General features: G+C 68.0%; 22 protein-coding genes. 14 read left to right on the top strand and 8 right to left on the bottom strand.

Annotated features, from left to right (window positions below; translation table 11 throughout):
* The first annotated feature begins 61 nt into the window (after positions 1 to 61).
* Together BZB76_RS24225 and BZB76_RS24230 are read left to right on the top strand one after the other, a co-directional pair.
* The gene (locus BZB76_RS24225; protein WP_121436683.1) at positions 62 to 2992 is read left to right on the top strand and encodes an AAA family ATPase; all 2931 of its coding nucleotides are present in this window, start codon (positions 62 to 64) and stop codon (positions 2990 to 2992) included.
* 68 nt (positions 2993 to 3060) lie between these two features.
* The gene (locus BZB76_RS24230; protein ID WP_121436684.1) at positions 3061 to 4767 is read left to right on the top strand and encodes a toprim domain-containing protein; all 1707 of its coding nucleotides are present in this window, start codon (positions 3061 to 3063) and stop codon (positions 4765 to 4767) included.
* Here BZB76_RS24230 and BZB76_RS24235 read toward each other — a convergent pair.
* Entirely contained in the window at positions 4745 to 6070 is a 1326-nt protein-coding gene (locus BZB76_RS24235) for an amidase (RefSeq protein WP_246007160.1), read from the bottom strand. The two genes, BZB76_RS24230 and BZB76_RS24235, sit on opposite strands and share 23 nt — an antisense overlap.
* A 47-nt stretch (positions 6071 to 6117) precedes the next feature.
* Between BZB76_RS24235 and BZB76_RS36430 the strand changes: the two genes are divergently transcribed.
* The 5 genes from BZB76_RS36430 to BZB76_RS24255 all read left to right on the top strand — a co-directional run bounded on the left by BZB76_RS36430 (position 6118) and on the right by BZB76_RS24255 (position 12094).
* Complete coding sequence (locus BZB76_RS36430; RefSeq protein ID WP_281273901.1) at positions 6118 to 6246, top strand: hypothetical protein; 129 nt, start codon at positions 6118 to 6120, stop codon at positions 6244 to 6246.
* A gap of 286 nt (positions 6247 to 6532) precedes the next feature.
* Positions 6533 to 8890 (top strand): phosphoketolase family protein, encoded by a 2358-nt coding sequence (locus BZB76_RS24240; RefSeq protein WP_246007161.1) that lies wholly within the window; start codon positions 6533 to 6535, stop codon positions 8888 to 8890.
* Positions 8891 to 8894: 4 nt separating this feature from the next.
* Complete coding sequence (locus BZB76_RS24245) at positions 8895 to 9956, top strand: acetate/propionate family kinase (RefSeq protein ID WP_121436686.1); 1062 nt, start codon at positions 8895 to 8897, stop codon at positions 9954 to 9956.
* 12 nt (positions 9957 to 9968) lie between these two features.
* A complete protein-coding gene (locus BZB76_RS24250) occupies positions 9969 to 11258 on the top strand; it encodes a sigma-70 family RNA polymerase sigma factor (protein ID WP_121436687.1) in 1290 nt (429 codons plus the stop codon).
* Between the two features lie 56 nt (positions 11259 to 11314).
* Entirely contained in the window at positions 11315 to 12094 is a 780-nt protein-coding gene (locus BZB76_RS24255) for an SDR family NAD(P)-dependent oxidoreductase (protein WP_121436688.1), read from the top strand.
* 344 nt (positions 12095 to 12438) lie between these two features.
* On the opposite strand, the gene BZB76_RS24260 is transcribed toward BZB76_RS24255, so the two are convergent.
* Positions 12439 to 12825 (bottom strand): ATP-binding protein, encoded by a 387-nt coding sequence (locus tag BZB76_RS24260; protein WP_147449512.1) that lies wholly within the window; start codon positions 12823 to 12825, stop codon positions 12439 to 12441.
* A gap of 161 nt (positions 12826 to 12986) precedes the next feature.
* On the opposite strand from BZB76_RS24260, the gene BZB76_RS24265 reads away from it, so the two are divergent.
* From BZB76_RS24265 to BZB76_RS24280, 4 genes are all read left to right on the top strand, one after another.
* On the top strand, positions 12987 to 13793 hold the full coding sequence (locus BZB76_RS24265; protein WP_117399977.1) for a helix-turn-helix domain-containing protein: 807 nt from the start codon (positions 12987 to 12989) through the stop codon (positions 13791 to 13793).
* A complete protein-coding gene (locus tag BZB76_RS24270) occupies positions 13781 to 13969 on the top strand; it encodes a DUF397 domain-containing protein (protein ID WP_121436690.1) in 189 nt (62 codons plus the stop codon). The genes BZB76_RS24265 and BZB76_RS24270 overlap by 13 nt, the downstream gene beginning before the upstream one ends.
* A 78-nt stretch (positions 13970 to 14047) precedes the next feature.
* The gene (locus BZB76_RS24275) at positions 14048 to 14233 is read left to right on the top strand and encodes a DUF397 domain-containing protein (protein WP_121436691.1); all 186 of its coding nucleotides are present in this window, start codon (positions 14048 to 14050) and stop codon (positions 14231 to 14233) included.
* A 78-nt stretch (positions 14234 to 14311) separates the two neighbouring features.
* Entirely contained in the window at positions 14312 to 14497 is a 186-nt protein-coding gene (locus BZB76_RS24280; protein WP_121436692.1) for a DUF397 domain-containing protein, read from the top strand.
* Between the two features lie 525 nt (positions 14498 to 15022).
* On the opposite strand, the gene BZB76_RS24285 is transcribed toward BZB76_RS24280, so the two are convergent.
* Positions 15023 to 15268, bottom strand: coding sequence for a hypothetical protein (locus BZB76_RS24285; protein WP_211343154.1), 246 nt, complete (start codon positions 15266 to 15268; stop codon positions 15023 to 15025).
* A gap of 187 nt (positions 15269 to 15455) precedes the next feature.
* On the bottom strand, positions 15456 to 16103 hold the full coding sequence (locus tag BZB76_RS24290; protein WP_121436693.1) for a dihydrofolate reductase family protein: 648 nt from the start codon (positions 16101 to 16103) through the stop codon (positions 15456 to 15458).
* 320 nt (positions 16104 to 16423) lie between these two features.
* On the opposite strand from BZB76_RS24290, the gene BZB76_RS36750 reads away from it, so the two are divergent.
* The gene (locus BZB76_RS36750; protein ID WP_420534819.1) at positions 16424 to 16552 is read left to right on the top strand and encodes a transposase; all 129 of its coding nucleotides are present in this window, start codon (positions 16424 to 16426) and stop codon (positions 16550 to 16552) included.
* Between the two features lie 254 nt (positions 16553 to 16806).
* The gene (locus BZB76_RS35380; protein ID WP_211343155.1) at positions 16807 to 17151 is read left to right on the top strand and encodes a class I SAM-dependent methyltransferase; all 345 of its coding nucleotides are present in this window, start codon (positions 16807 to 16809) and stop codon (positions 17149 to 17151) included.
* Positions 17152 to 17441: 290 nt separating this feature from the next.
* On the opposite strand, the gene BZB76_RS24310 is transcribed toward BZB76_RS35380, so the two are convergent.
* From BZB76_RS24310 to BZB76_RS24320, 3 genes are all read right to left on the bottom strand, one after another.
* Positions 17442 to 17993, bottom strand: a complete 552-nt coding sequence (locus BZB76_RS24310) for a GNAT family N-acetyltransferase (RefSeq protein WP_121436694.1) — start codon at positions 17991 to 17993, stop codon at positions 17442 to 17444.
* A 46-nt stretch (positions 17994 to 18039) separates the two neighbouring features.
* Positions 18040 to 18678, bottom strand: coding sequence for a hypothetical protein (locus tag BZB76_RS24315; protein WP_121436695.1), 639 nt, complete (start codon positions 18676 to 18678; stop codon positions 18040 to 18042).
* 890 nt (positions 18679 to 19568) lie between these two features.
* A complete protein-coding gene (locus BZB76_RS24320) occupies positions 19569 to 20087 on the bottom strand; it encodes a hypothetical protein (RefSeq protein ID WP_121436696.1) in 519 nt (172 codons plus the stop codon).
* Between the two features lie 219 nt (positions 20088 to 20306).
* On the opposite strand from BZB76_RS24320, the gene BZB76_RS36025 reads away from it, so the two are divergent.
* Positions 20307 to 20819 (top strand): CGNR zinc finger domain-containing protein, encoded by a 513-nt coding sequence (locus tag BZB76_RS36025; protein WP_246007162.1) that lies wholly within the window; start codon positions 20307 to 20309, stop codon positions 20817 to 20819.
* 106 nt (positions 20820 to 20925) lie between these two features.
* On the opposite strand, the gene BZB76_RS24330 is transcribed toward BZB76_RS36025, so the two are convergent.
* Positions 20926 to 21474: a GNAT family N-acetyltransferase gene (locus tag BZB76_RS24330; RefSeq protein WP_121436697.1), complete on the bottom strand. Its 549-nt coding sequence runs from the start codon at positions 21472 to 21474 to the stop codon at positions 20926 to 20928.
* Positions 21475 to 21777 lie beyond the last annotated feature (303 nt).

Raw genomic sequence — 21777 nt, forward strand, 5'->3', positions numbered from 1 at the left:
CCGGCAGTCCCTTCGGAAACGTAGGCTGTACCTCTGTTTGAACTGCCTTGGGGAGACTTCTTTGCGGCTGCCGGAGCATCTGGAGCTACTGCTCACCGACGAGCCGGTGCTCGACGTCTACTCGTACGGTCCATGGCGCGTTCCCGACGGCCTGTTCGAGGAGATCTCGGCGCGGATCGACGGGCTCGCGGCCGACCCGCGGGCCGCGGAACTGACCACCGACGAGCACAAGCTCCTGACGTTGCCGGCGTCACTGGTCACCGCGGAGATCTTCGGCATTCTGGCGTTCCTGCCCGGCGGCGGGGCGATCAAGGCGGGTTCGTGGTCGCAGCTGCCCGAGCGGCTGCTGTACCGGCATCTGGTGAACCCGGGTCCGCTCAGCACCCGCATGACCCGCTGGGACGCGCCGGGCGGCCGGTGGCGGCCACCGGTCGACTGGCTGATCGAGGCCCCCGACCGGGAACTGGCGATCGATCTGGCCCGCGACTGCCTGTCAGTCCTGGAGGGCGTGGAGCCGCTGGAGGAACGCCGCAAGGCGCTGCTGCGGCTGTACGACGACCCGCCCGTCTGCGACGTGAACCTGCCCAAGATGGAGTTGCGCGAGCACTGGCACAACCACGCCGGAGACGACATCGTCACGGCCGTGCCTGAGCTGCTCGGCCCGGTCGGCTACCTGGAATGGGTGTGCGCGGGGCTGCTCGCGGCGTACGAGCATCTGACGGACGTCGCGCCCCGCGACGAGACCGTGGAGGTCCATCTGATCCAACTGCTGCTCCAGGGCAGCATGGAGGGTGTCCCGGCGGAGCTGGCGGCCGCCCTGGGCGAAGACCGGTACGGCGAGCTGCAGCAGCGTTTTCCCGGCGAGCGTCGCGGGTTCAAACCGGGCGCGTGGCAGGAACGGACGCGGGCGTGGCTCGTGCGGGCGCTGGTCGCCGGTGCCGCCGACGCGTGCCGTGGGTGGCTCGACATGGCGATGCGGTTCATCGCGATCGTCCAGGGCCTGCCGGGCGACCCGTGGTTCCCGAAGGCCGAGTGGATCCCGGTCGGCCAGTTCCAGACCGACCTGCGGCGCCTGTACGCGCCGCGCCGCCGCGTCGTCAACCCGCTCACCGAGACGCTGCGGGCCGCCCCGGCGGAGACCGGGAACGCCCGGTCGCGGACGCGGGGGCGTCCGGAGATCGCCACGTCCCTGGTCGGTCAGCCGGAGGTGGTGCGGGCGCTGGAGGAACTGACCCGCGGCGACGAACCCGTCCGGCTGCTGATCGCCGGCCCGGACGGAACCGGCAAGCGCGACGCCGCGCAGGAGTTGGCCAAGGCGCTCGCGTTCGGCCGCGACCCGCACTGGATCACCGACAACCTGTTCACCGGGCAGCGGCTGTCGGACGCCGTCGCCAAACTGCACGCCGACGCCCGCGACTGTGCCGGTGACCGGCTCCTCATCATCGAGGGCCTGGACGGCATCGTCACCGACCCCGGCAACGGCGAGGCCCTGGCCGTCGAACTGCACCGGCTGCTGGCCGTCCACCCCGACCTGCACCTGGTCGCGCTGTGCGACACGGGCGGCGAGGACCGGATCCGGGAGATCAACCCCGTGCTGCCGCAGCGGTTCCGGATCGCGCGGACCCGACCGTTCACCCCCGAGGGCCATGCCGAGCTGTTCCGCCGCGCGCTCGACGCCCGCGGCGCCCGCGGCACCCGGCAGGCGATCGAGGCGGCGGGCGCGCTGCTGGCGCTGACACCGCCGATGCAGACGCTCCGCAACGCCCGTCTCGCCCCGCACCTCGCCGACCAGGTCGTCGCCGCCGCCCGCGCGCGCGCCGCCCGGGACTCGGCCGCCCGGGACTCCGCCGCCAAAGGCCCTGCGGCCAACGGCCCTGCCGCCAACGGTCTCGCGGCCAAGAACCTCGCCGTCAACGGCGCGAACGTGAACGGCACCGTTCCCGGGGACCTCGCCGCCTCGGCCGACCGGGGCGCCGACGCCAGACACCCGGACGGCAGAGACCCTGACGTCAAGAACTTGGACGTCAAGAACCCGGACGGCAAGAACCCGGACGGCAGGCTGACCATCCGGAAGCAGGACATTCCGGAGACGCTGGACACCTCGTACGCCGCCGGGAATCCGCTCGCCGAACTCAACGCGCTCACCGGCCTCGAAACCGTCAAGCACGAGATCTCGCTCATCGTCGCCGGAACGCATGCCGCGCGGCTGCGCAGCGAGTCGGGGTTGCAGATCACCCCGCCGACCCGGCACATGGTGTTCACCGGCAACCCCGGGACCGGCAAGACGATGGTGGCGCGGCTGCTCGGCCGCATCTACAAGCGGCTCGGGGTGCTGTCGTCCGGGCATCTCATCGAGGCGTCCCGGGCCCATCTCGTCGGCGAGTACATCGGGCAGACCGCGCCCCGCACCCGCAGGCTGGTGGAACGCGCGCTCGGCGGTGTCCTGTTCATCGACGAGGCGTACACGCTCACGCAGTCCCCGCTGAAGGGCGACTACGGGCACGAGGCGATCGCCGAGCTGGTCAAGCTGATGGAGGACCACCGCGACGACCTCATCGTCATCGTCGCCGGATACCAGCAGGAGATGGCGGAGTTCCTCGCCGCGAACCCGGGCCTCGACTCGCGCTTCCCCAAGCAGATCCACTTCCCCGACTACACCGACGACGAGCTGATCACCGTGTTCGGGCAGCTCGCCGCCGCGGACGGATTCCGGCTCGCGCCCGGCACCGAGGACGCCCTGCACGCGATGCTGCGCCGCGCGCCCCGCGGCCCGTCGTTCGGCAACGGCCGCCTCATGCGCAACATGCTGGACGTCGCCGTCGCCAACCAGGCCGACCGGGTCGCGTCCGCCGCGTTCGCCGCGAAGAAGAACGGTCGCGACGGCAAGAAGACGCCCCGGAAGCCGACGAAGAAGGAGCTGATCACGCTCAGCGCCGACGACCTGCCGCCGCTCCTGGACCACCCGGAGGAATTCTTCGGCCTGTACCTGTAGGCGGGCGCCCGTCGAGCGGGTATGAACACCGGTGGCTTCCCCGCCCGTCCCAGAGGCGAGGAGGTTCCATGCGGCCGGACGACCGGCGTCTCCTGCGCGGCATCGCCGACCAGGAAACGGCCCGCCTCCGGGACGGGACTCGTCCCTGGTCGTGGTGGCTGGAACGCGCCGTGCTGCACGGACGCCACCACGGATACACCGCCATCCTGCTGATCGGCGCGCAGTGGCGCGGCGCCACGGACGTCCGCTCCTACGACGCGTGGCGTTCCGCGGGCCGCCAGGTCAGGAAGGGCGAGACCGGCATCCGCGTCCTCGGCCGGACGGGTGCGCCGCGCGCCGTGTTCGACATATCCCAGACGGAGGGTCTGCCCCTCTCTGAAAGGCGGGACCCGCCCCCGCCGGACGCCGAGAGTCGCCTCACGTCCCTCGTCGCGCAGGCCCCCGGACGTGGCGTGCGGCGGGTCGAGGCCGACTCGGTGGCATTCCTCGTCGCGTCCTGGCTCGGGTTGGAGCCGCCCATGCCCGCGTTCCCCGCACGGGCGTTCTGGGCGGGCCCGGGAATCGGCGACCGCATCCTCCGAACGGCCCGGCGCGTGCACGGACGCGTGTCGGGCGCGCCCCGCAACGAGATCATGGCGGACGCCGAACGCTTCTTCCACGCCCGGCTCACCGACGACTGGGTGCCCGACTACCTGTCCGGACGCGGCTTCCCCCCGGGCGTGCAGCGCCGCTGGCGGATCGGCTACGCGCCGAGCGGACCCCGCGCGCTCACCGACCACCTCCGAAGGCTCGGCCACACCGACGAGGACATCACCGCTGCGGGCCTGGCCCGCCCCACCGACGCTTCCGGCCCAAGCCCCGGCTCTGGTTCTGGTTCCGGCCCCCGCCCGGGCAACGGAGAGGGGATTCGTGACACGTTCAGGGACCGGGCCATGTTCGCGATCCGCTCACCGGACGGCGCTGTCACGGGCTTCATCGGACGCCGCCGAGACGACGCTCCGGGCCCGAAGTACCTGAACGGCCCCGCGACGTCGCTGTTCCACAAGGGCGAGCTGCTGTACGGCCTGCACGAGGCACGTGACCGGCTCGCCGCCGGGGCACGTCCCGTGATCGTCGAAGGGCCGCTGGACGCGATCGCGGTCACGATGGCCGGGCCCGCCGAGTACGCGGCCGTCGCGACCTGCGGTCTCACGCTCACCGCCGAGCAGTTCGATGCCCTCGCGGACATCGCCGACCTGGACGGCGTCGGCGTCCTCCTCGCCCTGGACGGCGACCCCGCCGGACGGTCCGGAGCCGTCCGGGTCTGGGAGCGGCTCGCCGGAGTCGGCGGACCCGTCGAGACCGCGACCCTGCCTCCGGGCCACGACCCCGCGGGCGTCCTGGCGTCCGGGGGCCGCGCGGCGGTCCGGAACGCCCTCCGCGCCCGGACACCGCTGATGGACACCGTCATAGACAGCGCCTTCGACAGGGCCGTCCACGAGGTCTGCAACGGGCCCGCCGCCACCGCCGCCCCCAGCCACACCACCGACACCAACGCCCCCACCGACACCGCCGCCCCCACCGATACCAACGCTCACCTCGTCCACCGGGAGGGCGGGGCGTTCGGCTCACCGGAGGGACGGCTCGCCGCGATCCGCGCGGCGGCGAGGATCATCGCCATGCGCCCGCCGGAGGCGGCACGCCAGGTCGTCCGGGTCGCCGCCCGCGCCGATGTGCCACCCGCACTCGTCACCGAGATCCTGTGCGAGACCGTCAGCCCGGTCGGCCGCCCGTGAGCCGCGTGGCGGCCTCGAACAGCACATCCTCCGCGCCGCGCCGGGTGACCAGTTGCGCCCCGACCGGCAGGCCGCGGACCGTTCCGACCGGCACCGAGAGCGCGGGCAGGCCGATCAGGTTGAACGGGCAGGTGAGGCTCACCAGCAGCGGAATGTGCGGCCCGAACGGCCCCTCCGTCTCACCGATCTTCGGTGCGGTGATCGGGAGGGTGGGCAGGGCCAGAAGGTCGTAGCGCTCCAGCAGCTCCGCGATGTCCCGCTCGACGCGTTCCCGCTCCCGGACGGCCCGGACGTACCGCCAGCCCGGTGCCCGCGCCGACTGCTTCAGGCGTTCCAGGGTGGCCGGCTGGTACAGCTCCGGCGCCTTCTCGACCCGTTCGGCGTGGACGTCGTACGCCTCGCTTTCCTGGATCGCCCGGAACACCCGCCGGATCTCGTCCAGGTCGAGCCGCTCGGACGGCGCGTCCGGGAACCACGCCCGGACGACCCGCACCACCTCGGGGTCGGCCGCAAGCGGCTCGATCCAGCCGACGCTGTACTCACCGCCGGTTCCCGAACCGCCGTCCACCGGCGACGGAGCGGCGCCGACCGAACCGGTCAACGCCTGGTAGGCGATGCGGCAGTCGTCGGCGGACCCGGCGAGGAGGCCCACATGGTCGAAGGACGCCGCCAGCGGGAACACCCCGCGGGTCGGCAGGACACCGAAGGCCGGTTTGAACCCGGCGATCCCGCAGAACGCCGCCGGGATCCGCACGGACCCGCCGGTGTCCGTGCCGAGGGCGAGCGGGACCATTCCGGCCGCGACGGCGGCGGCGCTGCCCGCACTGGAGCCGCCCGACATCCGCTCCCGGTCGTGCGGGTTACGGACCGGCCCGTGCACCGACACGTCGCCCGTCCCGCCATAGGCGAACTCGTGCGTGCCGGTCTTGCCGACGATCACCGCTCCGGCAGCGCGCATCATCGTCACGCACGCCGCGTCCGTTTCCGCCACATGCCCCGTGAAGTGCGCCGACCCCATGCCGGTCGGAAGTCCCGCGACGTCGATGATGTCCTTCACGGCGACGGGCAGGCCGTGCAGCGGGCCCCGGTCGACGCCGGACGCGAGTTCCTCGTCGACCCGGCGGGCGGCCGCTTCGGCGCCCTCCCGGTCGACGGTCACAAAGGCGTTCAGCGTCGGATCGGCGTCCTGGTCCGCGTCGATCGCCTCCAGCGCGCGGCTCAGGAGCCCGGTCGCCGATTCGTCCCCGGAACGCAGGGCATGCCCCAGTTCCCGCAAGGTCCGTCCGGCAAAGAATGCACTCATCAGGCCTCCCATCAGCCCAATCATGTCCCGGCTGCGACCACCGCCGCATGTCGCGCTCCGTCGCCCACTCGTCGCCGACCGTCAACCTCTCGTCGCAGATCGGCGACCGTCCGTCGAGCGCGGCCCTGAACCTGCAAACCTACGCGCGAGTACACGGCAGGCTGCAACGCACCTGATGAGACGGCCCACCGGTTCGCTGGGGGGCGAGGCGGAACCGCGCGGCTTCTGGGGGCGCGGCGACCGCCTCTGTAGCCGGTGCCGTCAACAGGCTGGGGGGACAAAGCCACGGCGGCACGACGGACACATGCGCATCCCGCCGCCGTGGCTCTGTCACCACCTGTAATCACCACACTCCTGTAACCAGTGCGGGCGTGCGGGGTGGGTCGGCGGGGACGGTTGAGTGTCCGAAGAGGGGGGACGTGAACCTTCGGCGAGGAGCGACACCGAAGGGGGTCCGGCGTCTTGACGGACGACGAAACGCGGGGAATCGACGCACAGTGGATCGACGCGTACTGGCGAGCGGCGAACTATCTCTCGGTCGGGCAGATCTACCTGCTCGACAATCCGCTGCTCCGCGAGCCGCTCCAGCCGCACCACATCAAACCGCGGCTGCTCGGCCACTGGGGCACCACCCCCGGCCTGAACTTCTGCTACGCGCACCTCAACCGGGTGATCAAGGCCCGCGACCTGGACATGATCTACATCATGGGGCCGGGGCACGGCGGTCCGGCGGCCGTCGCGAACGCCTGGCTTGAGGGCACCTACAGCGAGGTGTACCCGGACGTCTCGCTGGACGAGCCGGGCATGCGGCGCCTGTTCCGGCAGTTCTCTTTCCCTGGCGGCGTGCCCAGTCATGTGGCGCCGGAGACGCCCGGGTCGATCCATGAGGGTGGTGAGCTGGGTTATTCGCTGGCGCACGCGTACGGCGCGGCGTTCGACAACCCGGACCTGGTGGTGGCGTGCATCGTCGGCGACGGCGAGGCCGAGACGGGCCCGCTGGCGGCGAGCTGGCATTCCAACAAGTTCCTCGACCCGGTGAAGGACGGCGCCGTCCTGCCGATCCTGCACCTCAACGGCTACAAGATCGCCAACCCGACCGTGCTGGCCCGGATCCCCGAGGAGGAACTGGCCCAGCTGCTCGACGGCTACGGGTACCGGCCGTTCCTGGTGAGCGGGGACGACCCGGCGTCCATGCACCGCAAGATGGCCGCCGCGCTCGACCAGGCCCTCGACGAGATCGCCGACATCCAGCGCGGCGCCCGGGAGGAGGGGCTGACCGAGCGGCGCCGCTGGCCGGTGATCGTCCTACGGTCGCCGAAGGGCTGGACCGGCCCCGCGGAGGTGGACGGTCTGCCGGTCGAGAACACGTGGCGCTCCCACCAGGTCCCGCTCTCGGGCGTGCGCGACAACCCCGAGCACCTCGCCCTCCTGGAGCAGTGGCTGCGCTCGTACCATCCGGACGAGCTGTTCACCGACGACGGGCGCCCCATCGAGGCGGTGCGGGCCATGGCCCCCGAGGGTGAACGGCGGATGAGCGCCAACCCGCACGCCAACGGCGGACTGCTGCTGAAGCCACTCGCCCTGCCCGACTTCCGTGACTACGCGGTCCCTGTCGACAAACCCGGCACCACGACGTCCGGGCCGACCCGCGCGCTCGGGACGTTCCTGCGCGACGTCGTGAAGGCCAACCCGTCCACGTTCCGCATCATGGGCGCGGACGAGACCGCCTCCAACCGGCTCGGTGACGTGTTCGACGTCACCGACCGCGTCTTCCAGGGCGAACGACTTCCGACCGACGAGCACCAAGGCCCGTCCGGCCAGGTGATGGAGGTACTGAGCGAGCACCTGTGTCAGGGCTGGCTGGAGGGTTACCTGCTCACCGGGCGGCACGGTCTGTTCAACAGCTATGAGGCGTTCATCCACATCGTGGACGCGATGTTCAACCAGCACGCCAAATGGCTCAAGGTCACCCGCGACCTGCCATGGCGGCGCCCGATCGCGTCCCTGAACTACCTGCTCTCCTCACACGTCTGGCGCCAGGACCACAACGGCTTCACCCACCAGGACCCCGGCTTCCTCGACGTCGTCATGAACAAGAAACCCGAGATCGTCCGCGTGTACCTGCCACCGGACGCCAACACCCTCCTGTCCGTGGCCGACCACTGCCTCCGCTCCCGCGACTACGTCAATGTGATCGTCGCCGGGAAGCAGCCCGCGCTCGACTGGCTGCCGATGGACGCCGCGATCGCCCACGCCACTCGGGGCATCGGGATCTGGGAATGGGCGTCCACGGACGGCGGCGCCGACCCGGACGTCGTTCTCGCCTGCGCGGGCGACATCCCCACCCTGGAGACCCTGGCCGCGGTCGACCTCCTGCGGCGGTTCTTCCCCGAACTGCGGGTCCGGGTCGTGAACGTGGTCGACCTCATGCGGCTGCAACCGTCCAGCGAACACCCGCACGGGATGCCGGACCGCGACTACGACGCGCTGTTCACCACCGACAAGCCCGTCATCTTCGCCTTCCACGGCTACCCCTACCTGATCCACCGGCTCACCTACCGCCGCACGGGACACCCGAACCTGCACGTCCGCGGCTACAAGGAGGAAGGCACCACCACGACCCCCTTCGACATGGTCATGCTCAACGACCTGGACCGCTTCCACCTGGTCATGGACGTCATCGACCGCGTCCCCACCCTCGGCGGACGCGTCGCCCACATCCGCCAACGCATGGCCGACGAACGCCTCCGCCTACGCGCCCACACCCGCGAACACGGCGAAGACGCACCCGAAATCAGCGACTGGACCTGGCCGCACTGACGCGATGCGGATCCTCACGGTCAATCCCGGCTCCAGCAGCCTGAAGGTGAGCCTGCTGGACGCCGACGACACGCTCCTCGTCGAAGACTCGGGCGCCGGTCACGAGATCGCCGACATCGTCGCCGGAATGCCGACCCCCGACGCGATCGGCATACGTTTCGTCCACGGCGGCCCCATCTACACGAAACCGACCCGAATCACCCCCACGGTCACCGAGCACCTTCGCGACCTCACCGACCTGGCTCCCCTCCACCAGCCCGCGTCCCTCCGCGCCCTGTCGGAGATCGCCCGTGTGCTGCCCGACGTCCCCGCCGTGGCGTGCTTCGACACCGCGTTCCACGCCACCCTCCCCGACGCCGCCGCCACCTACGCGCTGCCCGCCGCCTGGCGCGAGCGTTTCGGCCTGCGCCGCTACGGCTTCCACGGCCTGTCGTTCTCGTACGCCGTCCGCCGGGCGGGCGAACTGCTCGGCGCCGTCCCGCCCCGGATGGTCGTGTGCCACCTCGGCTCGGGGGCGTCCCTGTGCGCCGTCGCCGAGGGCCTGTCCGTCGACACCACCATGGGGTTCACCCCACTCGAAGGGCTGATCATGGCGTCCCGGGCGGGCAGCATCGACCCCGGCATCCCGCTATGGCTGATCAAGCATGGCCTTTCTCCGGACGACGTCAACACCGCCTTGGAGAACGACTCGGGCCTCCGCGGCCTCACCGGCACCGGCGACATGCGCCGTATCCGCGAACTCGCCGAGGAACGCGACGCCAACGCCCTCGCGGCCCTGGACGCCTACCATCACCGCCTCCGCGCCTGCGCCGCCGCCATGACCGCCTCGCTCGGCGGCCTGGACGCCCTGGTGTTCACCGGCGGCGTCGGCGAGCACGCCCCGTCCGTCCGCATGCGTCTCGTAGAGGACCTCGCCTACCTGGGCGCCTCCATCGACCCGGACCTCAACGTCACCGCCGACGGAGACACCGACATCACGTCCCCCGACACCCGCGTCCGCACCCTGGTCATAACCGCCCGCGAGGACCTGGAAATAGCCGCCGGAGTAAGACAGGCCCTCGCATGACACCATGACCGCATGTCCGAAACGGCATGCCGAGTCTGCGGAAAACCCCTGCCCACCTCGACCGGACGGCCGGGACGCGCCTCGCTGTACTGCTCCCCCGCATGCCGCCAGAAGGCATACCGAACCCGGCAGGCTCCGACCAACGGAACCGTCCACGACCTGATCTCCGACATCGAGCGGCAGGTCAGGGCCCTCACACCGGAGCGTCCCCACCCGTTCTACTCGGCCGTGAAGTCCCTCTCCTCCTCCGTAGGCCGCCTCCACCACCTGGCCCGGACCGCAGCCCAATCCGTAACGCAGAACCCCGTAACGAATCCGGACGATGCCGAGGCCGCCCGCACAAGCGACGAATGGTCGTTCGCCGCACTGGTGGAGCCGTACCGACGCGAACTCCAGGTGCACTGTTACCGGATGGTCGGCTCCTACGACGACTCGGAGGACCTCGTCCAGGACACCCTCCTCAAAGCCTGGCGTAACCGGACGACCTTCGAGGGACGCTCCACCCTCCGCGCCTGGCTGTACAAGATCGCCACGAACACGGCCCTGGACTTCCTGCGCCGTAACGACCGGCGCCCCCAGCGGTACGGCCCGTCGCCCATCCCCCCGACCAACGACGTGACGCCGTCACCGTTCCTCCCCTGGCTACAGCCCTTCCCCGACGAGGACCCCGAGACGGCAGCGGAAACGTCCGAAACCCTGCAACTCATCGTCCTGGCCGCGATCCAGCACCTCCCACCCAGACAACGCGCCGTGCTGATCCTGCGCGACGTCCTGGGCTGGCCCGCCGCCGACACCGCGACCGCCTTGGACATGACCGTCGCATCGGTCAACAGCGCCCTCCAACGGGGCCGCGGCACCCTCCGCACCCACCTCCCCGAACGGCGCCAGGAATGGCCGAGTGACACGAACCCTTCCGACGCAGAACGCGTCCTCCTGGACCGCTACATGAAGGCCGCCACCGAGGGCGACACGACCGCCATGGCCGCGATGCTCCGCGAGGACGTCCGGATCACCATGCCGCCGAACCCCCTCTGGTTCGGCGGCCGGGACGCGGTAGTCACCATGCTCAAGCAGACGTTCGATCCTTCGTCCCCCCACTACTTCGGACGCTGGAAACACCTACCCACCCACGCCAACGGCCAGCCCGCGGTGGGCGGCTACGTCCAACGCCCGGGCACCCGCGTCTACCGCGCCCAGGTCCTCGACGTCCTCCGCGTCGAGGACGGCCTGATCGTCGAGATCACGTCCTTCGAGCCGCACCTGTTCCCCGCCTTCGGCCTCCCGCTGACCGTCACCGATTAGTTCTCCACTCCCATACGTCTCAACAACCGTTCATTCACACCGAACGGAGCGAGACCATGCTGAAGAACAAGAACGCGATCATTTACGGCGGCGGCGGTTCGATCGGCGGCGCGATCGCCCGCACCTTCGCCCGCCACGGCGCCACCGTCCACCTGGCGGGCCGCACCCGCGAAACCCTGGAGGCCGTCGCCGCCGACATCACCGCGTCCGGCGGCCGCGCCGAGGTCGCCGTCGTCGACGCCCTCGACGAGAAGGCCGTCGAGGACCACGCCCGTCACGTCATCGACAGCTCCGGCAGCCTGGACGTGTCCCTCAACCTCGCCTCCCGCGGCGACGTCCACGGCACCCCGCTGACGGACATCACCGCCGAGGACTTCCTCCACCCCATAACCACCGGCATCACCACGAACTTCATCACCGCCCGCACCGCCGCCCGCCACATGTCCGAGCAGGGCTCCGGCGTGATCCTCACTCTGAACAGCGGCTCCGCCAAGGGCAGCCCCATGATGGGCGGCACCGGCCCGGCGGACGCGGCGATCGACACCCTCGTCCGGAACCTGGCCCAAGAAGTAGGCCCGAGCGGCGTCCGCGTCATCGGCATCTGGACCGCCGGACTCTCCGAGACCCTGACCCGCAGGCGCCTCGCCGGCCACGGACTCGACATGGACGACGCGGCCTTCGAGTCCCTGCTGAACCAGCTCAACGAGATGCGGATGCTGCGCCGCTCCCCCACCCTGGCCCAAATCGCCGACACGGCCGCCTTCCTGGCCTCCGACGGCGCCGCCGCCATCACGGCGACGTTCGTCAACGCCACCTCAGGCATCTTCGCCGACTGACCGAGCACGGGCGCCGGTCCCCAAGACCGGCGCCCTCACCTGATCCCGCAGAACGCCATCAAGCAGGTCCGCCACCTTGATAGCCGAGGAGCACGGATACTGGACGCAAGGCCAAACATGGTAATCCCACCGTCCACGGACCTTTTTCGCACGGACGCTTACTGCCTCATCCTCAGCGCCCTTAGAGAAGACCCACAACGTCGGTGGCGACTCCACGTACACCTTCAGAAGTGACCAGCCGCGTTCAGACATAGCAGACGCCAGTACGTCCAAGTGCCGTTCTGCGGTGGCGTGCCCGTACCGGACACGCCACCACCACATAACACCCGGCAGATTCGCCACTCTCACTCGCCGAGCCGCGCCCACGTGACCTTCCCGCCACCGGGCAGCACCCGGACGCCCCAGTCCTGGACGAGCATCGACAGCATGAGCAGCCCCCGTCCAGACTCCACGGTGCCGTCCCCGCCACCAACGACCGGAACCACGTCGGACCCGTCCTCCACCTCTACTACGGGCCGACCGTCCTCTATCAGAAGACGTACGAGAACGACTTCCGTGTCAGTGTGCTTATACACGTTCGTCACCAACTCAGTGACGACAGTACGTGCGGTGTAGTCATCACCGAGTTTCTGCGCGCTGAACACACCACCGACCCACGAACGCGCTTTCCCCGGCGCACGCGCAGAACACCGTATGGAGATTGCCCCGGCCTCGACGCCCATATCGATCATGGTCGGCCGTCCTTTCACAACGAGTTTGGAGATTGCCGACCCCATTCAGCCATGACAAGGCTACGCTGTGTGACAAATCGCAGGCCGCAGTCGACAAGTCACCCAAATGCAGACCATCCAGTTGATAGTCAGTTGGGCTGTACTTGAGAGAGGATGGAGTCATGGCTCCGCAGAGGAAGCGGGGAACGGTCTCGCCGACCCTGCTCGCGTTTGGTCGGCGGCTCCGCCGGTTCCGGAAGGCCAAGGGCTGGACGCAAGAGAATCTCGCATGTCGCGCACACAACGGCATGGGTGTCACCCCCCAGTACATCGGCGCAGTCGAAAACGGCCGCGCCCGTTGCACCCGGGAGTTCGCCGCGTCCCTGGACAGCGAACTCGGCGCCAACAACGAGCTGCTCGATCTCTACGACGACCTGGTCAAGGACGCCGCCTTCCCGCTCTGGTTCGACTGGTACCTCGTCGAGCCGGAGGCCGACGAGATCGAGTCTTACAGCCTCTCGGTCGTCGACGGCCTGTTCCAGACCCCCGCGTATGCCGCCGTCCTACTCCGAGATGAGGAGGCTGTCGAAGCGCGCATGAAGCGCCAGGAGGTCTTCGCCAGGAAGAATCCGCCGAAGTACTCGCTTCTCCTGGACGAGGGCGTTCTCTACCGTCCCGCCGGCAACGCCGAGATCATGCGGGAGCAACTGAAGCACCTGGCTACGATCCCTCTGGAGAGGGCTTCGATCCAGATCGTTCCGGCCAGCGCCGAACACGACGGCAACAGCGGCTCCTTCTACATCGCGACTATGGAGGACCGCACTCAGGTCGCATACGTCGAGTCCGGCGCCCGTGGGCTCACCATGAGTGAGCCGGAAGACCTGGCGACCCTCTCCCGAACGATGAAAGATCTACGCTCATTGGCACTACCAGTGAGCCAGTCCAAGGACCTCATACTAAGGACGGTGAAAGAAAGATGGTCGACCTGACCACCGCCACATGGCGCAAGGCTTCCCGGAGCACGTCCAACGGAGGCGCCTGCATCGAACTAGCGCGCGTCAACGACACCATTGCCATCCGCGACAGCAAAAACCCGAACGGGCCCAAACTCCTCCTCACCCCCCAAATCCTCCACCACCTCACCCAAACCATCAAAAACACCTAACAACCACAAGAGGTGCCCTCCGCACAAGCAGAGGGCGCCCGCCCCCAACCAGCCAACCAACCCCCGAAGGTGGCTGAAATGAACTTGAGCACCGCCAAGTGGCGCAAGTCCAGCCACAGCTCCGGCAACGGCGGCGACTGCGTCGAACTCGCCCGCATCGACGACACCATCGCCATACGCGACAGCAAAAACCCCCACGGCCCCAAACTCCTCCTCACCCCCCAAACCCTCCACCACCTCACCCAAACCATCAAAAACACCTAACAACCACGAGAGGTGCCCTCCGCACAAGCGGAGGGCACCCGCCCCCAACCAGCCAACCAACCTCCGAAGGTGGCTGAAATGAACTTGAGCACCGCCAAGTGGCGCAAGTCCAGCCACAGCTCCAACAACGGCGGCGACTGCGTCGAACTCGCCCGCATCGACGACACCATCGCCATACGCGACAGCAAAAACCCCCACGGCCCCAAACTCCTCCTCACCCCCCAAACCCTCCACCACCTCACCCAAACCATCAAAAACACCTAACAACCACGAGAGGTGCCCTCCGCACAAGCGGAGGGCACCCACCTTCACGGTGTCACCGTGTATGTCAACGAAGCGGCCGTCGCACATCCCGAAGCCGCCGCCGCGTTCGTACGTCAGCACGAGCGACGAAGTTGCCCATCGGTGGAGGGACGCGTAGACACTCCAGCACTGCCGGGCCCACTCGGGTCGACGGGCTTACGGTGGCCGCAGGGTCGTAGAACGAGCACTAGTCGTCGGCGTCGTAGTGTCGCGCCAAGAGAGCCACGCGGCGCAGGTACTCCCGAAATGGCCTCGCCCCAGAGTTCGTTCGCTCACTCGTGCGGGGCGATCCAGCACCGCGACGGCCGTCTTGGTCGTTAACAACCTGGGATGCGGACGGGGAGGAGGCGGGAGCTCGGTTTGGCGAGTTGCGCCTGGTCTTCAGGCGACCTACTGCGGTGCGACTTCAGCTTCTTGTTTTCGCTCGGTCGGATTCACCGCTGGCGACCTTGGAGGTGCTAGGGCCGGGGACGACAGCTTTTGGGGCTATCTGGTGCACTCCCAGAGCACTTTTGCGGTGTAGGCCCACTCTCTCTTCCAGATTTCTACGCAGTCGGTGAATCCGGCCTGCTCGGCCTGGCGCTTGGCGTGGGCGCGCGCGTAGGTGAGAGCGAGACCGAAGTCGCTGCCGCCCTCCCCCAGAAATCGTCGGGTTTCCACTGCGTTGGCGACGCCGCTGCCGAGAGTGACGACAGCGATTACTGTAATCAAAGCAACACGTAGCATGACCATGGGGCGACGGTAGACCGGTTTGTCCGGTTCGGCCAGCGCGACGGAGTGTCGTCGGGCCGTCGCGTGGCGTCCGCGTCCTCGGTGGGGCAGGTCGTCGCGCTGTCGACACCGTGGAGCCTTACGCCGAGGTAAGACAAACCTGGCTTGTTTCCGTGTCGGTGAGACCGGTCCCGTGGTGTGGACGGCTTCACTCGTTGTGTTCGACACCGCGATCGGGTGCGCTCATGTCTCCTGTTCTGGGCGTGCCGTCGGCGAGTCCGTAGCGCAGGTACACGGTCCCCGTCGGACTGGACTTCGGAGGTTCGAGGAGCGTGAGGTTCGTGGGTACCGCGCCAGCCTCGAACACCTTTTTCCCGACGCCGAGGACGATCGGGTGTACCCAGAGGTCGAGGCGGTCGAAGAGCTTCTCGCGTAGAAGGGTCTGCACCAGGTCCAGGCTTCCGACGACCTTCACGTTCTCGTGCCGGTCACGGATCTCGCGCACCGCGGTGGCCAGGTCCGGGCCGAGCTGCGTGGACCCCTCCCACGACAGATCGGGTTCGCCCCGGGAGGCCACGTACTTCGGGACGCTGTTGAACAGCGTGGCGATCTCGTTGTCCTCGCCGCCCTCCTGGTGGGGCCAGTAGGCGGCGAAGATGTCGTACGTCCGGCGGCCGAGCAGCAGGGCGTCGGTGCCCTCGTACGCGGCACCGATCTGTGCCCCGGCGACCTCGTCCAGCAGGGGCGCCTGCCAGCCGCCGAACGGGAATCCTCCTGCCGGGTCTTCTTCGGGGCCGCCGGGGGCCTGTGCGACCAGGTCGAGGGTCGCGAACATCTCGATGTGGATGAGTCCCATGCGTTACTCCAGAGCTACGTCGGTGAGTTGGTCGTCCTGTTGGGAGGTAGACCTGAGGGCACTCTTGAACTCATCGGTGCGGCGGCCCGGTGTCCTGCCCCCTGAGCCCGTGTCGGTTGACCTGCGTCAGCCTTCCCGGGAATTCCGAAGTCACTCTCCGCGTATGGTCGGGCATGCAGCGTTGCAGTGGGTGCTGCGAGGCGGCTGGGGCGGCTGGCGCGAAGGACGGTGAAAATGTCTCCGGCCGGGCTGCTAGAGCGTGTTCCCTGGATCTTGATCCGGCTGGCCTGTAGGTCTGCTGCGCGCTGGATCGAAATGCCATCTCCGATGGAGAGTGGGAGCGGCTGGAGTCGCTGCTGCCGGGTAACCCTGGTCGTGGTGGCCGGTGGGCAGACCGCCGTCGGACGAGGAATGGGGTGTTCTGGCGGACCCGGACCGGTTGTCCGTGACGGGACCTGCTCACGCAGTACGGCAAGAGGCAGACCGTCTACAAGCGACATCGTCGCTGGTCACGTGACGGAACGTGGGCGACGGTGCTGGACGGGCTGCGCGCCGTTAACAAGCTCCGCCAGTTCCGCGCCGCGGCTACGCGCTTCGACCGGCGCGAGGTCATCTACCGAGGCACCATCGACGTCGCGTCCAGCAAGATCTGGCTCCGCGATCCCGTCGCCTCCCGCGCAGGCGAGGGCCTTTGCTTGTCGGCATGGACACCGATACCACCGAGCTGGTCCGTTCCGGCTACAACGCTTTGTCTCGCCACTACCGCAGTGACGACGACACGATCGAGCAGTATGACCGTTGGTTGGCTGACCTGGTGGTGCGTCTTCCCGAGCGCGGGCACGTCCTGGACCTCGGGTGTGGTTGCGGCGTCCCGGTGGCCCGGCGCCTCACCGCCGCTGGACACCAGGTGACCGGCGTGGACATCAGCGACGTTCAAATCGAACGAGCCCGGTCACTGGTTGTGACGCTACTTTCATCCGCGCAGACGCCACGGCACTCGAGCTGCTACCTGAGAGCTTCGACGCCATCGTCTGCCTCTATGCACTGATCACATGCCGCTCGATCAGCAACCTTAGCTCCTGCAAAACATCACCCGGTGGCTGCGCCCCGGCGGCTGGCTACTGGCGACCACCGGTCAGGACGCCTGGACCGGAACCCAGGCCAACTGGCTCGGTGGTCCCGCCACCATGTGGTGGAGCCACACCGACGCCGTGCCCTATCGGTCCGGCTCGACGAGAGCGGCCTGCAGGTCACCGACCGGCAGTTCGTCCCCGAAGGCGATAGCGGCCACGCCCTGTTCTGGGCACGCCGAAGTCGCACATGATCTAGGAACAGGACCTAGGGGGTGGGAGGTTCACGCAGGCCGACCGCGTCGTGTCGCCAGAATGGCTCCGAGTAGACCAGCGTCCCTGTCATCCACGGCTCGTACTCCGGCAGTGTGACGACCTGGAAAGCGGCATCGGGGATGCGCAAGGACGGCTTCCGAAAACCCTTGTCTCCGCCTGGAGTGAATCCGAAGCGTGAGTAGTAGGTCGGGTCGCCTTCCAGGAAGACGAGAGGGACGGCACGTTCCGTGAGGATCTCCAAGCCGTGCCGGACCAGCGCGGAGCCGATGCCTCGCCCGCCGTACTCCGGTCGGACGGCCAAGGGGCTGAGCACTTGAACCTCCACCAGCCGCTGAGGCGCGTCCAGCAGACTGCGGGTGAACATGACGTGCCCGACGACCTGTTCGTCGTGCTCGGCTACCAGTGAGAGCCCGTTCCCGGGCGTGATGGTGTCTCGGAGAGTGTCGACAAGGTCCGCCACTACTTGGCCATGGTCGCCGAAGGCCCGCAAGTGGACGTCCCGCACAGCATCCGAGTCGCTCAGCCGTTCTTCGCGAAGGCTCATTACCAGAGGGTAGAGCTGTCAGTCGTGAGCGTGTTGAGGGTTTCTCTTATTCGGGCTTGTCCGGTTGAAGGTGTGAGGCCACCGCGCCGATGACGCAGATCACCAGTAGTGCGGTCAATAGCATCAGCAGGGGATTGACGAAGCCGGGGACCGAGTCGGCGCCGCAGGTCGTGTCCGACAGAGGCAGCAGGCTCATCGATCCGTCCGGCTGATATCCCGTTGCCGAGAACCGGCAGGCGTCTCCGGGGTCCTTCTCTATGGTTCTCGTGTTCATCAAGCCGTAGCCGTACAAGGCCAATAGCGCCAGAAACCATGTCAACACCAGGCGCACCCACGTCGCACGCGCCGCCGCCTGGCCTGGACGGATACCGGACCGAACGGCCCACACTCCTGTCGCTACGGCGGCCAGCGCCACCACAGGCCAGGCCACGATCATCAGGAGCGCCGTCAGGAACAGCGTTACCAGCACGCCTAGCGGATCGACGATGAGTGTGGTCACCAGGCCGCCGCCTACGATGCCGAGCACCCACCATCGCAGCCGTCCAAACGCGGTCGGCCGCCAGGCGCGCAATGGCAACAGCACAGCCAGCGCCACCACGAGCAACAACAGCGTCACAACGATCGTGCCGCCCGCGGCGTCCTCCGAGGCCGTGCTGCCACCACTTGCCACCGCAACGAATGTCATGCGCCAAGTTAACCGGTCGGCGGCGCCGGTGCCATCGCCCCTTCTCTGAGACCTCGTTCCTTGCTCGTCTGGCTTCGTCCTGGTCTGGTCTCACGTGTCGACCCGGGCGCCACGTCTTGTTAGTGGGTTCATTTCGTACGGCACAAATGCTTGTTTCATGGTCAGGTGTCGCACCGGGGCGCCCTCTAGTTGGAGTAGCCGTGTGTGTCGTGAAACGGCCTTCATAATTCGGGGCGGTGGGGGCGGCGCAGCGTACGGGGCCGCCCCTCCAAACTCAAGGGCGCCTTCGGCGTCGCTTCGCGATGGGACTCCGTCCCACCCTTGACTTCGGAGCCTCTGCGGCCCCTCGTGCAGGTTTCGTCGGGCAGGCTCCGCCTGCCCCCGCCCGACGCGCCGCCCCCACCGCCCCAGCCACGGACAAGGAGTCGGGACTGCGGCCACACCTAGTGATCAGTTGTGCCCTGGGCAGTGGTGGCGGCGGCGGTGGCGTGGTGGCGGCGGCATGGTGGCGGCGGCATGGTGGCGGCGGCATGGTGGCGGCGGCGTGGCGGTGGCGGCGGTGGCGGTGGCGTGGCGGTGGTGGCGGCGGCGTGGCGGTGGTGGCGTGGGGGTGGTGGGAGGGCGGAGTTGGTTGCGGTGTTTGCAGTTGGACTCGGGCCAGCGTTTTACGGTGATCGGAATTTGGGTGGACGGGGCGGTTGGCTGATGTGCAGGTGGGGTGGTTGGTGACCGTGAGGATGATCAATTGCTTGTTGTGAGTGGTGCCTGTGGTGGTCTGGGTGGTTGGTCTCGTTGCCGGTTCGTTGTCCGCAGGCTGTTGGTCCCTCTTTGGCTGGCTGCGTCCTCACCGGGCAGCTCGGCTGCAGTGGGTTCGGGTGGCGGCTCGGCTCTTACAGGCTCTGGATCAGCCAGGTGAGTCCGAGTTCACGGGCTGTTCGCGTGGCGAGCCTGTTCAGCTGCTCGGCCTCATCACACGGTGGGAGCGCAGCGGCGTAGGTAACCGCCGCGGCCGCGGTCTGCGGGCGAGCGCCGAGCGCGGCGCGCAGGTGGTACGACCTGCGCAGCTGATCGATTCCGGTCGCGTCGCCGTTGTCCAACGCCAGTGCAGCCAGGTGCCGGATCGCATAGGACTCCAACAAGAGGTCCTCATCGTTCACGGCTGATTCGAGGGCCTGAGAGTAGAGCTGTTTCGCGTGCTCGTGGGCGTTGTCGAATCGCTCGGTGACGATGCCTGTCCAGAGGGTCGCCCAGCTCGCGAGTCGTTCGTCCTGTACTGCGGCGGCAAGGCCTGCACGCACCCTGGTCGTGTCATCGGAGCGTGGGTCCATGCCGAAGAGCAGCCGGGTATAGGCGAGCTGAGCATCGTAGAACCCGCCAAGCGCCGGGTCCTCTTGGCACAACGCGGACACCGCAGTCTAGGTGTCAGCCGCCTTATCGAGCCGCCAGAAGAATCTGTCAGTCAGGATTTCCGCCCGCAGCGCCGTCGCCTCGGCCGCTGGAAGCCCCAGCGCGAGGTCCTAGAGGCCTGCACGCTTCAACGACCGCGCTGAGCACTCCGCGGATCTGGCAATGTAGGTGGTGTTCATACCCATGTGGCCTACTATGCGGCCGAGGAAGTAGGTGGCCAAGTGCGTTATGTCGCCTACATTGGCAATCTGGCAAGGCTGGCCGTCGAACTGGTCAACGGCGACGAGCCCAGCAAGCTCCGGCGGGAGTTCTTCGCCCAGCACCGCATAGCCGAACCCGACGGCGAGACGCTCGCGGCTCTTCTCCCGGCCTTGCGTGACGCGGTCGCCGCCGTCGCGGACCCGGGGCCGATCGAACCCATCAATCTCCTTTTGGAGAAGTTCCCGCCCGCGATGTATGTGAGTACGCACGACCTGAGCGGCGGGCCACACCTTCACTTCGCGCGCGACGGAGAAGACCCCACTTCCTGGCTTGGACGTAGTTGCGCCGCCGCGCTCGCTCATGTGATCTGCGGGGATCCCGATGTAACCGTGGGCCGATGCCAGGCAGACGGCTGCGCACGGTTCTACGTCGACGACTCCCGGAACCGGAGCCGCCGGTTCTGCTCCAACACCTGCGCCAGCCGAACGACCGTCGCCGCCTACCGCGCCCGCCGCAGGGCCGCTGACAAATAATCACGCGGCCAGGGCCGAACATGTCTTATAGGTAGTAAACGCATCAAAGTGGCGGCGATGTCTGACGGGGCGCGAACGTGACGTCGCCCTCGACAACCGTACGTAATCATGTGTTCAGCCGGGCAGCCTCGGTTTTGAGAAGAGAGCCGAACCAGGCATCTACTCTCGTCCCGCGATGGATGACTCGTTTGCGAAGCGTGGCCTCGATCAAGAATCCGGCCTTCTCGGCGACGCGGCGAGAGGCGGTGTTGCCTACCTCGCAGCGCCACTCGATCAGGTCCAGGTCCAGCGTCGTGAAGGCCCACCGGCACACGGTCCGGACGGCGTCGGTGGCAACGCCTCGTCCGCGAGCCCGAGGGTCGACCCAGTAACCGATCTCGGCTGACCCGTTCGAAGGCCCACTCAGCCCCACCCGACCGAGTGGAGTTTCGCTGGACGCCTCCTCGACGACGAACTCCCGCCGCTCTCCCCTATCCCAGCCCCCGACGGCGACCTCGTCGACAAAGAACGCGGCGTCCTTCAGATGGTAGGGCGACGGTAACTGAACGAAGTGTTGCAACGCCGGATCCCGCGATACCTCATAGACCCACGGAATGTCCGTCGACGTGAACGGGCGCAGCCTTAGCCACCCCGCATCGATCACTGCACGATCCATCTCCAGATCATGGCAAAGCCGACCAAGGCCATGCAACGAGACGAGCTGCGACTGCGTGCCCTTGCCGCAGGATGAACCAATGGGTCGTGGTCGCTCAACGCTACTGAGGCGAACCAATCGAGATAATAAGAGGCATCTGTCCCATTAGATACCCAAAAAGGAAAAAGATAAGGATTGGGTGGTAACAAGAGTCTAGCTTTGCGGAAGTCTATTGGCGAGGGTGGAGTGGGGGGTGGGGTGATAGGGTTAGAACATGAGTTCGATCAAAGGGGATTGGGAGGGGGCTTCCACTGCTGAGTTGGT

Origin of the sequence: Actinomadura pelletieri DSM 43383 (assembly GCF_003634705.1) — a bacterium.
Taxonomy (GTDB): Bacteria; Actinomycetota; Actinomycetes; order Streptosporangiales; family Streptosporangiaceae; genus Spirillospora; species Spirillospora pelletieri.

What these genes read in the sequence shown, in the direction of transcription:
- BZB76_RS24230 (WP_121436684.1), top strand. Translation starts at nt 3,061, where the DNA reads ATGCGGCCGGACGACCGGCGTCTCCTGCGCGGCATCGCCGACCAGGAA.
- BZB76_RS24235 (WP_246007160.1), bottom strand. Translation starts at nt 6,070, where the DNA reads ATGAGTGCATTCTTTGCCGGACGGACCTTGCGGGAACTGGGGCATGCC.
- BZB76_RS36430 (WP_281273901.1), top strand. Translation starts at nt 6,118, where the DNA reads ATGTCGCGCTCCGTCGCCCACTCGTCGCCGACCGTCAACCTCTCGTCG.
- BZB76_RS24245 (WP_121436686.1), top strand. Translation starts at nt 8,895, where the DNA reads ATGCGGATCCTCACGGTCAATCCCGGCTCCAGCAGCCTGAAGGTGAGC.
- BZB76_RS24250 (WP_121436687.1), top strand. Translation starts at nt 9,969, where the DNA reads ATGTCCGAAACGGCATGCCGAGTCTGCGGAAAACCCCTGCCCACCTCG.
- BZB76_RS24255 (WP_121436688.1), top strand. Translation starts at nt 11,315, where the DNA reads ATGCTGAAGAACAAGAACGCGATCATTTACGGCGGCGGCGGTTCGATC.
- BZB76_RS24260 (WP_147449512.1), bottom strand. Translation starts at nt 12,825, where the DNA reads ATGATCGATATGGGCGTCGAGGCCGGGGCAATCTCCATACGGTGTTCT.
- BZB76_RS24265 (WP_117399977.1), top strand. Translation starts at nt 12,987, where the DNA reads ATGGCTCCGCAGAGGAAGCGGGGAACGGTCTCGCCGACCCTGCTCGCG.
- BZB76_RS24270 (WP_121436690.1), top strand. Translation starts at nt 13,781, where the DNA reads ATGGTCGACCTGACCACCGCCACATGGCGCAAGGCTTCCCGGAGCACG.
- BZB76_RS24275 (WP_121436691.1), top strand. Translation starts at nt 14,048, where the DNA reads ATGAACTTGAGCACCGCCAAGTGGCGCAAGTCCAGCCACAGCTCCGGC.
- BZB76_RS24280 (WP_121436692.1), top strand. Translation starts at nt 14,312, where the DNA reads ATGAACTTGAGCACCGCCAAGTGGCGCAAGTCCAGCCACAGCTCCAAC.
- BZB76_RS24285 (WP_211343154.1), bottom strand. Translation starts at nt 15,268, where the DNA reads ATGGTCATGCTACGTGTTGCTTTGATTACAGTAATCGCTGTCGTCACT.
- BZB76_RS24290 (WP_121436693.1), bottom strand. Translation starts at nt 16,103, where the DNA reads ATGGGACTCATCCACATCGAGATGTTCGCGACCCTCGACCTGGTCGCA.
- BZB76_RS35380 (WP_211343155.1), top strand. Translation starts at nt 16,807, where the DNA reads ATGGACACCGATACCACCGAGCTGGTCCGTTCCGGCTACAACGCTTTG.
- BZB76_RS24310 (WP_121436694.1), bottom strand. Translation starts at nt 17,993, where the DNA reads ATGAGCCTTCGCGAAGAACGGCTGAGCGACTCGGATGCTGTGCGGGAC.
- BZB76_RS24315 (WP_121436695.1), bottom strand. Translation starts at nt 18,678, where the DNA reads ATGACATTCGTTGCGGTGGCAAGTGGTGGCAGCACGGCCTCGGAGGAC.
- BZB76_RS24330 (WP_121436697.1), bottom strand. Translation starts at nt 21,474, where the DNA reads ATGGATCGTGCAGTGATCGATGCGGGGTGGCTAAGGCTGCGCCCGTTC.